Genomic DNA, 13130 nt, shown 5'->3' on the forward strand with positions numbered 1-13130 from the left:
TGACGGAACAAGCGCTACGCTGTTACGCCCTCGTCATGCCGTTCCGGCTGCTGCGATATTTTATCGGCGTCATAGCCAGGTTTTGCCGTGAAACGGTGCAAAAATATTGCGGCGTGCTGTAACCGCACAGACGGCTGATTTCGGCCACCGGCAGCGAGGTGGTTTCCAGCAGCTCCTTCGCTCTGGCAAATTTCTCATCCTGGATCACCTTATGGATCGTGGTGCCCAGCTCAGTCATAAATTTTTTATCCAGATTGGAACGAGAGGTGCCGACCGCTTCCAGAACCTGTTCAACGGTGGCGCCCCGGCAGGCGTTTTTACGGATAAACCCCATCGCCTTCACCACCATAGCGTCGATAATCGATCGGTAATCGGTAGACTGCCGGGCAATTACGCTTTCCGGGGCGATTATCACCGGTTCGCTACTTACGCGACGGCCTGAAAGCAGATTGTCCAGCAGCCTGGCCGCTTCGAATCCCATTCTGCGCGTGCCCTGCACTACCGAAGAGAGCGAAATTCGCGACAGATATCGAGTTAATTCTTCATTATCAATGCCGATCACGCACAGGCTTTCCGGCACCGCAATGCCGATATGCTCACAGGTTTGCAGGATGTGCCTGGCGCGGGCATCCGTGACGGCGACGATGCCGGTATGGGCGGGCAGCGAATGCAGCCATTCGGCCAGCTTCTGCTGGGCCGTTTCCCAGGTGTTGCTGTCCGTGACCATGCCTTCATAAAGCATGCCGGGAAAGGCCATATCGCAGGTCAAACGCCGGAACGCCGCGGCCCGCTCCTGCGCCCAGCGTTTTCCTGCCTCGGCGGGCAGGCCGAAAAAAGCGAAGCGCTCAATGCCTTTCTCGGTAAGATGATGCAAAGCCGCAGCCACCAGCGCCTCGTTGTCCGTGGCGACATAGCTGACGCCGGGATAGTCTTCCCGATTACTGTAGGAGCCGCCCACGCCCACAACAGGCATAGCGATCTGGCTAAGCTGTGCGGCCAGCTGCGCGTCGTCAAAGTCCGCAATAATACCGCTGCCGGAAAGAATGTTCTCGTTCAGGTGATGAACGCTGAAATCTTCTTCTATATAGATATCCCAGTCGCACTGCGAGGCGTAAAAATACTCGCCTATCCCCTCAATGATCTGGCGGTCATAGGCTTTGTTAGCGTTGAACAGCAGCGAAATCCTGGCGTGCCTGGCGGGAGCCTCATTTTTCTTCATATTCAGACCCTGAAACTAAAGCGACCGCTTCAATATGAAGAGTTTTTTTGTAAAGACAAGGGATTGGGGGGAGCAACCGTCAGGTCTGCTCGGGCGATCAAAAAAATGCGGCGCGGCTTCCTCCCGTTACCGCGAAGAAGCCGCTGGCTACCGCTTAAAGCAAAGCGGTGGCGTTGCTGCCAAAACGCCAGGCTTGTTGATAAGCTGTGGCCGCGCCTTAAAGCGAGGCGGTTTGTTGATAAAGCGCGCTGAACAGCCTTTGTCGCTGGCGGTAGAAGTCATGGCGATCGGCGCGGGGCGTATAGCGGGACTCCAGCGGCAGCACCGGCAACAGCTCCGCCGGCGAAACGCCCGGATGACAGCTCATGCGGGCAAGCCTGGCGGCGCCCAGCGCCGGGCCGACATCGCCGCCCGTGCGGTATTCCATGGTTACGCCGGAGATATCCGCCAGCAGCTGCCGCCAGAACGCGCTGCGCGCCCCGCCGCCAATCAGCGTGACGGCCGCCGGCCTGACGCCCGTCGCCTGTAGCGCGGCCATTCCTTCCGCCAGCCCCAGGCTGACGCCTTCCAGCACCGCCATCGCCAGATCTTCCGGACCGTGCTGATGGGTGAAGCCCCAGAACACGCCGGTAGCGTCAGGATTATTATGCGGCGTACGCTCACCGGACAGATAAGGCAGAAAACAGGGCGATCTATCTCCCGGTTGCGCCTTTTCGGCCAGCGCCAGTAGCGCCGCTACCGAAGGCTGCCCGGTCAGCCGCGCCGCCCAGTCCAGACAGGAAGCGGCGCTGAGCATCACCGACATCAGGTGCCAGGTGTCGGGCAACGCATGGCAGAAGCTGTGCACCGCCTGGTCGGGATTGCTGAGAAAGCGCTCGCTGACCGCAAAACAGACGCCGGAAGTGCCCAGCGACAGCATCGCCTGGCCCGGCTGCCAGATCCCGGCACCAATCGCGCCGGCGGCGTTATCTCCCCCGCCCGCCACCACCGGCAGCTCAGAGGGCAGCGACCAGCGCTGACTCAGCTCTGCGGTTATCTGTCCCGTGACTTCGTTGCCTTCAAACAGCGTCGGCATCTGGTCGCGCGTCAGTCCACAGGCGGCCAGCAGCTTATCGCTCCAGGCGCGCTTGCCGACATCCAGCCACATCGTGCCCGCCGCGTCGGACATATCGCTGGCGAAATCGCCGGTCATCCGCCAGCGTAGATAATCCTTCGGCAGCAGAACATGCGCTATCTGATTAAAGATCGCCGGCTCATGCTCTTTTACCCACAGCAGCTTTGGCGCGGTGAAGCCCGGCATCATCAGATTGCCCGTGATCTTTCGCGCATCCGGCACGCTTGCCTCCAGCTGCTGGCAGGCCCGCGCGCTGCGGCCGTCATTCCACAAAATAGCGGGCCGCAGCACCTCCTGCTGTCGTCCCATCAGCACGGCGCCGTGCATTTGCCCGGTCAGCCCGACAGCCCGAACCGCCTTCAGCGACCGCTGTGCGGCCAGCGCCAGCATCACCCGATCGGTGGCCTGCCACCATGCCTGCGGATCCTGCTCCGACCACAAAGGATGCGGCCGTGAGACGGTCAGCTTCTCCGTGTGGCTGGCCAATACCGCGTTGTTTTCGTCCAGCAATACGGCTTTTACGCCGGACGTACCCAGATCGATTCCTATATACATGCGTCGCTTCCTCTGGCGTGAGGCTAAAAGACACTAGCGGTAGAGCGCCTGGTTGACAATATTTTCCAGCCGCTCCTGATGGCCGCTGCGGTGCTCCGGAAAGAACGCTGATTTTTCCGTATAGCGCGCCAGCTCCTGCAAAGAGAATTTCCCGGCAAGAATGTCCTGGCCCAGCGGGCCCTTCCAGCCCGCGTAGCGTGCTTCGCGAGCCTGTTCAAGCCGTCCTTCTTCGATCAGACGAGCGGCAATCCGCAGGCCCTGTGCCATCACATCCATCCCGCCAATATGGCCGTAGAACAGATCGTAAGGATCGGTGCTCTGCCGACGAACTTTGGCATCGAAGTTCAGTCCGCCGGTGGTGAAGCCGCCCGCTTTCAGGATCTCATACATAATCAGCGCGTTTTCCTCCACGCTGTTCGGGAACTGATCGGTATCCCAGCCCAGCTGCAAATCACCCCGATTGGCATCCACAGAGCCAAAAATGCCCAGCGCTGCCGCTGTGGCAATTTCATGCTGGAAGGAGTGCCCGGCCAGCGTCGCGTGGTTAGCCTCTACGTTGACCTTGATTTCGTTTTCCAGCCCGAACTCCTTCAGGAAGCCATAAACGGTTGCCACATCATAATCATACTGGTGTTTGGTTGGCTCCTGCGGCTTTGGCTCGATGAGCAAAGTGCCGGTAAAACCGATGCGGTGCTTGTTCTCCACCACCATCTGCATAAACCGGCCAATCTGCGCACGTTCCTGTTTAAGATCGGTATTTAACAGGGTTTCATACCCTTCACGACCGCCCCACAACACATAATTTTCACCGCCCAGCTTTTGCGTGGCGGCCATTGCCGCATTAACCTGCAAAGCGGCCCAGGCAAAGATTTCCGGGTCCGGACTGGTCGCCGCGCCCGCACCGTAGCGTGGATGGGTAAAACAGTTCGCCGTGCCCCACAGCAATTTCACCCCGGTCTGCTGCTGTTTTTCCGCCAGGATATCCGTCATCACCGCAAAGTTATGCAGGTAGTCTTTGACGGAGTGGCCCTGAGGCGCCACGTCGGCATCGTGAAAGCAGTAAAACGGCACGTTGAGCTTATCGAAAAACTCAAAGGCGATGTCCGCTTTCGCTTTCGCCTGTTCCAGCTCGTCACCGCCCTTAAACCAGGGACGATCGAAAGCGCCCGTGCCGAACATATCGGTGCCGGCCCAGCAGAAGGTGTGCCAGTAGCAGGCGGCAAACCGCAGGTGTTCTTTCATGGTTTTACCCAGAATGACTTCATCCGGATTATAAAAATGAAAGGCCAGATCGTTCTGGCTGTCGCTGCCTTCATAAGCAATTTTGGTAATGCGATCGAAATAGTCTGCCATGGTCATTATCCTTAAAGATATGTTCAGGAATTAGCGGGAACCCCATCACTATGCAAACAACAAAGCGCGACACTCAATTATAAAATTTCACAAAGCAGCGCTGTAATATCCCAACCATGACCTTAGTCACAAAGTTGCTACCGGCGTGAACGAAGACACCCGTGATCCCTCTCATAAAAAGCAAAACGAGCATAGCGATTACAAAAAATTGTAATTTCTTTGGCGAGTCAGGAAGATTATGTTTACCTCGCGACATAGGGAGTTCAAAAAATAAACGCGTGGAAGTTTATAAAAAGCATCCGTCTTACCTCCAAATATAAACGCGTTTTATCCTGTTCCTTTCTACCCAAGAGGTTTGTTATGGCAATAGCATCCGAGATGAAAGCCAACAATCGTTATATAATCTCTGTCACGCTGGTGGCGACATTAGGCGGGTTATTATTTGGTTATGATACGGCGGTGATCTCCGGCACCGTTTCCTCCCTGGATAAAGTTTTTATTTCGCCCAGAGGATTAAGCGAGTCGGCGGCCAATTCCCTGCTGGGCTTTTGCGTCGCCAGCGCGCTGATCGGCTGTATTATCGGCGGCGTGCTGGGCGGCCCGTTAAGCGCCCGCTTTGGCAGAAAGAAAACGCTGCTGGTGGCTGCCGTGCTGTTCTTTTTATCGGCGCTGGGTTCAGCTTTCCCTGAAATCGGCCACCGCGCCGTCGGTACTGACAGCGGCGTGCCTTATTACCTGTCGGGCTATCTCAGCGAATTTGTGATCTACCGTATCGTCGGCGGGATTGGCGTAGGCCTGGCCTCTATGGTTTCCCCTATGTATATCGCGGAAATTACGCCGGCGAAAATTCGTGGCCGTATGGTTGCCTGTAATCAGTTCGCTATTATTTTAGGGCAGCTGTTAGTTTATTGCGTGAATTACAGCATTGCGCTGTCCGGCAATGCCGACTGGCTGGATACGATGGGATGGCGGCTAATGTTTCTTTCCGGCGCCATTCCTTCTTTATTATTTTTCATTTTATTATTTGCCGTCCCGGAAAGTCCGCGCTGGCTGGCAGCCAAAGGTATGAATGATAAAGCCGCCGCCATTCTGGAGAAGCTTTTTGGTAAAGCGCAAAGCCAGAAAGAGCTACAGAATATTTTACAGTCGGTTAATACCCGTACCAGCAAAAGCGCTCCGCTGTTTTCTTTTGGCGCTGGCGTCATTGTTATTGGCATTATGCTTTCCGTTTTTCAGCAGTTCGTTGGTATTAATGTGGTTTTATATTATGCGCCGGAGGTCTTTCGCTCTGTTGGCTCCAGTACGGATGTTGCTCTGTTACAAACTATCATTGTTGGCGTCATTAATTTAATTTTTACCACTATTGCCATTATGACGGTGGATAATTTTGGCCGTAAGCCGCTACAAATTATCGGCGCGCTGGGCATGGCGATCGGCATGTTTACGCTCGGCACCGCTTTCTACAGCAAAATGTCCGGCGTGGTGGCGCTGGGCGCAATGCTGTTTTACGTGGCGTCCTTTGCCATCTCGTGGGGGCCGGTCTGCTGGGTGCTGCTGGCGGAAATTTTCCCCAACCGCATCCGCAGTAAAGCGATGTCGCTGGCCGTGGCGGCGCAGTGGGTGGCAAACTATCTGGTTTCCTGGACCTTCCCGATGATGGATAAAAACAGCACGCTCAATGCGCATTTCAACAACGGTTTCGCCTACTGGCTGTATGGCGTGATGGGGCTGTTGGCGGCGCTGTTTATGTGGAAGTTCGTGCCGGAAACCAAAGGCAGGTCGCTGGAGGAGCTGGAATCCCAATGGAAAAAACCCGCTTCAGCCGGACTGAGTGAGAAACTGGCGGACTGACCGGTTCGTGCACGGGAGGCGGCCCATCTTCCCGAGCGGAGTGATTACGACAGCCAGCCCTGGCTAAAAAGAATATCAGCTTTGCCATAAAAAACTGCACTTTACTCGGTTGGGTGACCAACTTTTAGGGTGCAGCCCATTTACAACGGGCCTGTGGTTTCTCTTACCGGCGTTTTGTCAAAGGCACAGGCATCGGCTGCTATTTAACCGATGCATTACTTTTCAGCTGCCTTATTGCCGGAACCAGGCTGGTTGCAACGGTAGCGATAACCACGGCAGCAGCGCAACACAGCAGCACGGCGCTATTGCCGTAGCGGATCGCCAGCGGCCCGGCGGCCAGCTCGCCTACGGGAATAGCAACAAAAGACCCCATAGCGTCATAAGCGTAAACGCGCGCCAGCCTGTCACGGGGAATATGCGTTTGTAGCGCATGCGCCCAGACCACGCCAAACTGCCCGAATCCTGCGCCCGCCAGGCAAAACCCGCCCATCAGTGCCAGCGCCGTCGCGCCGGTCGCCAGCTGCAAAACAGGAACGGCACAAAGCGCCACCAGCATGACGCCGATAAACATCGCGCGCTGCGGTCGCCAGCGCAGCGCGACGCAGGAGCCGAGGATCAGCCCGACGCTTTGCGCGGCAATCATCATGCCCCAGCGGGTGCGGCCAAAAGAGGCATCGGCGATCACCGGCCCTAACACCATTACCATGCCGGTAAAAGCGGCGTTCACCACTGCAAACTGCGCCACCACCGCCCAGACCCAGGCACGCGCCGTAAACTCGCGCCAGCCGTCGCGCAGATCCAGCCAGAGATTACCCGGCGCATCGACAGGCTGATAGCTAATACGGATGCACCGATAGAGCGGCGCGGCGGCAGCGAACCCCAGCGCATCAACGGCAAGCCCCCAGCCCGGCCCAACCGCGCTGGTCAACACGCCGCCGAACGACGCGCCAAACACCGTCCCGATATAGATGCCGACCTGAATAAAGGCGTTAGCCTGACGCAGCGTTGGCGAGGGGACGGTTTGCGGTACAAGCGCTGAGGAGGCAGGCAGCGCAATACCGGCCGCTGCGCCGTTCACCGTGCCGAGCAGAACCAGCAGCGGGATAGTCGCCATCCCTTCCAGCACCAGCCATGCCACCACGCCCTGCGACAAAGCAGCCACGGCGGAGGAGGAAAAAAGCACCAGGCTGCGCGAATAGCGATCCGCCAGCACGCCGCCGAACAGCAGAAAGGCAACGTTGAAAATGGAGCGCGCCGCCACCACCAGCCCCAAATCCGCTGCGGATCCGCCCATATCCAGCACGGCGAAAGCCAGCGCAACGGGCGCAATGCTGTTGCCCAGCACCGTAAGGAAACGGGCCAGAAAAAGGTTTCTGAATGGCGCATAGCGGAACGCATGTTGTCGGTGCGGGAGTGCGGCTTTAGCGTTCAAACCTGCCTCCCTGCGCACCGCCTTGAGAGCGATTCCGGCTCAGGCAGGGACTGGTGCGATCCCCGCCTCCCCCTGCGCAGCCTTGATACGGGCTGTGGTTTGACGCCGCGCGCCCTGTGATTTTTCTGCTCATGCCGCCAGCTATCGCCTCCCTGCTTTTGCCTTTAACCCTGAAAAAAAGAGGGTGAAATAATAACGGCTGGCTGGCCCGTTGCCTATGCCCTTTTGCCTGCGGTTTTACACCTTGAACCCATAGTGCGAGCCGTCCGGCAGCTCTATGTTCAGCTGCAGCTTGCCGCCCGCCGCTTCGATATAGCGTTTTAGCGTGGAAAGTTTGATATCGCGCCCCGGCTTTTCCATGCCCGCCACGGTAGGCTGTTTTACACCCAGCGCCTGCGCCATCTCGCTCTGGGTTTTCTGCACCCGCTCACGCAGTTCAGCAAGCTGAATATCCAGCTGTATCTCTGCGGCCAGCTTTTCCGCTTCTGCCACGACATGCGGTGCTTCTTCCGCCAGCATCTGTTCTAATGTACGCATACGTTACCTCTGGTCCTGTTCAGATAGTCAGTAAACTCCCGATCGGCTATCGGGATCATCACGCGATAAAAACGTTTTTCATTGCCTGTTTTGCCGCCTGCGCAAAGCAGCACGCCGGTTCTCTGTGGGTCAAAAGCGAAAAAGATCCGTATCGGTTTGCCACGGCACTGCACGCGAAGCTCTTTCATATTGCTGTAGCGCGAACCCTGAATGCTGTCGGCCCTGGGACGTGGCAGCTCCGGCCCTCTTGCGCGCAGTACCAGCAGCGAACCCAGCACGGCTGCCCGTTCGTGATCCTGAAGCGTGCTGAACCACCAGTCGAACCTGTCCGTTGTTTTGAGCAACCACATATGCGGCCTCCGTTAATATAGCTCCAGACCTATATAGGTGTAAAACTATAATGACGGCTTTTTTTGTAAGATGCCGCTGCCTGTTTGCTAAAACCAGAAGCGCTTTCCTGAGAAAACGTGCACGTATGCCTTGCTTGCAGTGTGAATGCAGCGCCGCTCGCAAAACTGTGCCTCGGAAAGCGCAGTTTTCTGCCTGTAACGAATTCTTTTGCGGCCGATCAATAAGCGTTAGAAAGTAACTTATTAGCCTTGAGCAGCGGCTATGTTGGCTGCGCGCGATGCCAAACAGGCTAAGGGTTAAGATGACAACTTTTGAAAAACGCATTCAGGTTAATTTCAGCCAGAGCCAGATGTATAACCTTGTCGCCGACGTCGCCGCTTATCCCGACTTCTTGCCCTGGTGTCGGCAGGTCGAGATCCTTGCCAGCCAACCGGAAGCAAAAATGGTGCGCATCGGGTTGCGCTTTCAACAGTTTCCTGAACTTAGCCTGACAACCCGCGCCACTTTCCATCCCCCCTCCTCGCTGCATCTGCGGCTGGTAAGCGGTTCCTTTCTGTCGCAGTTTGAGGGCGACTGGTTTTTTGAGGCTACGGGAGAAAAAACCTGTACCGTGACTTTCGCGGTGAAATATCGCTTCGCTAACGGCCTGCTGCGATTGACCCTCGCGCCTTTTTTCAGCCTGATGGTCAGAATGCTGCCGGGCGTATTTATTCAGCGGGCGGAGGAAATTTATTCGCACGCCTGAAGCCAGGATGCGGCATCTGCGCCTGCAAACTGCCGCGCGCCCTTTTTCCCAAATCTGACTATCCTTATCTTTCCGATACGCTCCTCTAAAAAGAGCGATCGCATTCACCTTTTCAGGCGTGCCTGTATTTCGAGCAATGAGGCAGTGTCGACATGAGTAAGCGCTGCGCACACTGTCAGTGACCTCCCCAATCTGGAGACGACAATGACTCAACTTTATCCTTTGCAGCTCACCGTCAACGGTGAAAGCTGTCAGCTGATGGTCGATCCGCGCACTACCCTGCTGGATGCGCTGCGGGAGCACATTGGTTTAACCGGCTCGAAAAAGGGCTGCGACCAGGGGCAGTGCGGCGCCTGTACCGTGCATATCGACGGCGAACGCGTGCTGAGCTGCCTGACGCTGGCGGCCCAGGCGGCGGGCAGAGATATTACCACCATTGAAGGTCTGGCCGCGCCGGACGGGACGCTGCATGCGGTGCAGGCCGCTTTCCTGCGCCACGATGCCTTCCAGTGCGGTTATTGTACCTCCGGCCAAATCATGTCGGCCGTCGCCTGCATCAAAGAAGGCCATGCCCGTTCCGATGACGAAATCCGCGAATATATGAGCGGGAATTTATGCCGCTGCGGCGCCTATCCCAATATCGTCAAAGCCGTGAAGGACGCGGCGGCCAGCCTGAGCCAGGAGGCCACATCATGAGATCGTTCAACTATCAACGCGCGACCGACCTCAGCCAGGCCACGACGCTGGCCAGCCAGCCAGAGGCGCGCATTCTCGCCGGCGGCACGACGCAGCTGGATCTGATGAAGTGCGGCGTCGAGCGTCCCGCCACGCTGGTGGATATTACGCATTTGCAGGATCTGCATGATATTACGCTCAGCGACGGTGAGCTGACGCTCGGCACCCTGGTAAAGATGAGCCAGGCGGCCGACAGCAAAACGGTAAAAACTTTTGCGCCCGCGCTGGCGGAAAGCCTTTCGCTCGCCGCCTCGGCGCAGCTGCGCAATATGGCCTCGCTGGGCGGCAATATTCTACAGCGCACCCGCTGCAGCTATTTTCGCGATCCGCAGGCCTGGTCCGCCTGCAACAAGCGCAACCCCGGCTCCGGCTGCGCCGCGCTGAACGGCCTGAATCATAATCATGCGGTGCTGGGCACCAGCGACAGCTGCATCGCGCTCTATCCCGGCGATTTTGCGGTGGCGCTGACCGCTTTCGACGCGGTGCTGAACCTGCAAAACAGCGCGGGCGAACTGCGTTCCGTTCCCGTTACCGATTTTTTCCGCCTGCCGTCCGATCGTCCCGATCTTGAACACCAGCTCGCGCCTGGCGAGATGATCGTCAGCCTGACGGTGCCGCGTAGCGCCGCGCTGGCCCGCTCGCACTACCTTAAAGTGCGCGATCGTAGCTCCTACGAATTCGCCGCTGCCAGCGCGGCCGTAGGGCTGGAGATGGAAGAAGATAACCTGACCATCAAAGAGGTACGCGTCGCGCTGGGCGGCGTGGCAACCAAACCCTGGCGCGCTTACCAGGTAGAGCAGGCGCTGAAAGGCCAGCGGCTGGAGGAGAAAACTCTGCGCAAAGCGGCGGAAAAAGTGACGGAAGGCGCCATTGCCCGCCAGCATAACGGGCACAAAATTATTCTTGCGCCTCGCGTTATCGCCAGGGCTTTGATGACCGTGGGAGGTCTGGTATGAGCACGCTCGAAACGTCATCGATCGGTCGTCAGCAGGCTTTAGGCAGCCCGCTGGATCGCGCCGACGGCAGGCTGAAAATTCAGGGGCTGGCGACCTACGCTGTCGAAAAATCGCTGGATAATCTCGCTTACGCGGTAGTGGTTCAGTCAACTATCGCCTATGGACGTATTACCGCGATGCATACCGAGCGAGCGCGCCAGTCGCCCGGCGTGTTGGCGGTGTATAACCACGAAAGCGGATTAACCATTCATTCAGCCAAAACCTTTGGCGAAGGCGGCGCGGCGGCGCAGGCTTTTCTGCCGTTGCAGGACGATAAGGTTTTGTGGAACGGTCAGCATATTGCGCTGGTCGTGGCCGAAACGCTGGAGCAGGCCACCGAGGCCGCCGCGCTAATCGAGACGGAATATGAACAACAGCCGCCTGTGGTGCATCCGACCCACCCCAACGCTAAACCAGAAACGGTGGATGCGTTAACGATTGACTGGGGCGACGCCATCCCCGCGCTGACCCAGGCGGAGGTGCAGGTAGGCGGCATCTATACCACGCCCAGAGAATATAACTCGCCCATTGAGCCGCACGGCTGTATCGCGCACTGGCAAAACGGCAGCCTGACGCTGTGGGAACCGAGCCAGTGGCCGGGCGGCGCGCGTCAGGTAGTATCGGAATGGCTGGCGATAGATCACGACAAGGTGCGCGTGATTTCACCCTTTGTCGGCGGCGGCTTCGGTTGCAAAGGCGGGATACAGCCGCATAGCGCGCTGGCCTGCGTGGCCTCGCGCGAGCTTAACCGGCCGATTAAACTGGCGCTGACCCGGCCGCAGACCTTTACCGCTTTCGGCGGCAGGCCGCGCACGCATCAGCAGCTGGCGCTGGGCGCCAACCGTGACGGGCTGTTACAGGCTATCGTGCACGACAGCTGGAACGAAACCGCGCTGAACGATGTGCACAAGGAGCCTTGTAATTCCGTAACGGCGCTGATGTACGCCTCGCCAAACTTTTTATCGCACCACAAGCTGATCCACCTGAATACCGTCAATCCAAGCTGGATGCGCGCGCCGGGCGAAAACCCGAGCGCCTTTGCGCTGGAAGTGGCAATGGACGAGCTGGCGTGGGCGCTAAAAATGGATCCGCTGGCGCTGCGCCTGAAAAACTATGCGGAGCAGGATCCGCAGGCCAATATCCCCTGGAGCTCTCGCCAGCTGCGCGAGGCTTATCAACAGGGCGCCGACGCATTTGGCTGGAGTAAACGTCCTCTTGAGCCGCGCAGCCTGCGCGAAGGCCGCCAGCTGATCGGTTGGGGAATGGCTTCCGGTACCTATCCGGTACGCCGTACGCCCGGCGAGGCGCAGATTGTTTTGTCCGCTGACGGCAGTATTGAGGTGCAGAGCAGCGGGGTGGATATCGGCACGGGCACCTACACTATTCTGGCGCAGACGGCGGCGGACGTGCTGCTGGTTGCGCCGGAAAGCATCACCGTGTCGCTTGGCGATACGCTGCTGCCCCGTGCGCCGGTTGCGGGCGGTTCGCAGCTGGCGAATTTGCTGACTGGCGCGGTGCATAAGACCGCGCAGGCGCTGCGCGATAGGCTGATAACGCTGGCGACTGCCACGGAGAAATCGCCGCTGTGGCAGCAGCCGCCTTCCGCTCTCTCGCTGGCCGACGGTTATCTCTGGCTGAGCAACAGCCCGGGATTACGGATTAGCTTTGCCGAGCTGCTGAAGCTTAGCGGCCGCGAAAAGCTGGTAGCGCATCAGGACACTTTCGATAAAACCGCCAGCGAGGAAGATCGCAACAAAGCGGATCGTACTTCCACTATGATGCTGCCGCCTACCGATGGCGGCGTGTCGGCTCACAGCTGGAGCGCTATCTTTGTCGAAGTCGCAGTAGATGAAGACTTCGGCACGGTGCGGGTTAAAAGAATGGTCGGCGCCTTTGATTCCGGCCGGGTTTACAATCCTAAGCTGGCAGAAAGCCAGTGGATTGGCGGCATGGTGATGGGCATTGGCCAGGCGCTGCTGGAGCAGGGACATATAGACGATCGCGACGGCTGGATAGCCAACGCCAACCTGGCCGACTATCTGATAGCGGTCAACGCGGATATCCCTGAACTGACCACGATTGACGTTGGCAAGCCGGATTACCTGGCTACCGTGCTGGGCGGCAAAGCGGTCGGCGAGCTGGGGATCGTCGGCGTGGCGGCCGCCATATCCAATGCGGTCTGGCACGCCACCGGCAAACGCATCCGCGATTTACCCATCACTCAGGACAAGCTGTTATAACCG

General features: G+C 58.0%; 11 protein-coding genes. 5 read left to right on the forward strand and 6 right to left on the reverse strand.

Translation table 11 applies throughout. The features are described 5' to 3' along the window. Positions 1–22: 22 nt before the first annotated feature. The 3 genes from ACA373_RS07255 to xylA form a co-directional block, all read right to left on the reverse strand. Positions 23–1219, reverse strand: a complete 1197-nt coding sequence (locus tag ACA373_RS07255; protein ID WP_301251031.1) for a XylR family transcriptional regulator — start codon at positions 1217–1219, stop codon at positions 23–25. 217 nt (positions 1220–1436) lie between these two features. Next, positions 1437–2888, reverse strand: coding sequence for a xylulokinase (gene xylB, locus ACA373_RS07260; protein WP_370734261.1), 1452 nt, complete (start codon positions 2886–2888; stop codon positions 1437–1439). 33 nt (positions 2889–2921) lie between these two features. Further along, positions 2922–4241, reverse strand: a complete 1320-nt coding sequence (xylA, locus tag ACA373_RS07265; RefSeq protein ID WP_301730419.1) for a xylose isomerase — start codon at positions 4239–4241, stop codon at positions 2922–2924. A gap of 360 nt (positions 4242–4601) precedes the next feature. Between xylA and xylE the strand changes: the two genes are divergently transcribed. After that, entirely contained in the window at positions 4602–6092 is a 1491-nt protein-coding gene (gene xylE / locus ACA373_RS07270) for a D-xylose transporter XylE (RefSeq protein ID WP_370734262.1), read from the forward strand. 199 nt (positions 6093–6291) lie between these two features. Here the strand turns inward: xylE and ACA373_RS07275 are convergent, their stop codons facing one another. From ACA373_RS07275 to ACA373_RS07285, 3 genes are all read right to left on the reverse strand, one after another. Next, positions 6292–7524: an MFS transporter gene (locus ACA373_RS07275; protein WP_253460287.1), complete on the reverse strand. Its 1233-nt coding sequence runs from the start codon at positions 7522–7524 to the stop codon at positions 6292–6294. Positions 7525–7761: 237 nt separating this feature from the next. Continuing rightward, positions 7762–8061: an XRE family transcriptional regulator gene (locus tag ACA373_RS07280; protein ID WP_253460284.1), complete on the reverse strand. Its 300-nt coding sequence runs from the start codon at positions 8059–8061 to the stop codon at positions 7762–7764. Next, positions 8049–8411, reverse strand: a complete 363-nt coding sequence (locus ACA373_RS07285; protein WP_253460281.1) for a type II toxin-antitoxin system RelE/ParE family toxin — start codon at positions 8409–8411, stop codon at positions 8049–8051. The genes ACA373_RS07280 and ACA373_RS07285 overlap by 13 nt, the downstream gene beginning before the upstream one ends. A gap of 302 nt (positions 8412–8713) precedes the next feature. Here ACA373_RS07285 and ACA373_RS07290 point away from each other — a divergent pair, with 302 nt between their 5' ends. The 4 genes from ACA373_RS07290 (at position 8714) to ACA373_RS07305 (ending at position 13127) form a co-directional block, all read left to right on the forward strand. Continuing rightward, positions 8714–9157 (forward strand): type II toxin-antitoxin system RatA family toxin, encoded by a 444-nt coding sequence (locus tag ACA373_RS07290; protein WP_253460278.1) that lies wholly within the window; start codon positions 8714–8716, stop codon positions 9155–9157. A 204-nt stretch (positions 9158–9361) separates the two neighbouring features. Next, the gene (locus ACA373_RS07295; RefSeq protein ID WP_125288063.1) at positions 9362–9853 is read left to right on the forward strand and encodes a (2Fe-2S)-binding protein; all 492 of its coding nucleotides are present in this window, start codon (positions 9362–9364) and stop codon (positions 9851–9853) included. Continuing rightward, positions 9850–10848: a xanthine dehydrogenase family protein subunit M gene (locus ACA373_RS07300; protein ID WP_370734264.1), complete on the forward strand. Its 999-nt coding sequence runs from the start codon at positions 9850–9852 to the stop codon at positions 10846–10848. Before ACA373_RS07295 ends, ACA373_RS07300 begins: the two co-directional genes overlap by 4 nt. Continuing rightward, positions 10845–13127, forward strand: a complete 2283-nt coding sequence (locus ACA373_RS07305) for a xanthine dehydrogenase family protein molybdopterin-binding subunit (protein WP_370734265.1) — start codon at positions 10845–10847, stop codon at positions 13125–13127. The genes ACA373_RS07300 and ACA373_RS07305 overlap by 4 nt, the downstream gene beginning before the upstream one ends. Positions 13128–13130 lie beyond the last annotated feature (3 nt).

This window comes from Erwinia sp. STN24 (assembly GCF_041320675.1).
GTDB lineage: Bacteria > Pseudomonadota > Gammaproteobacteria > Enterobacterales > Enterobacteriaceae > Erwinia > Erwinia aeris.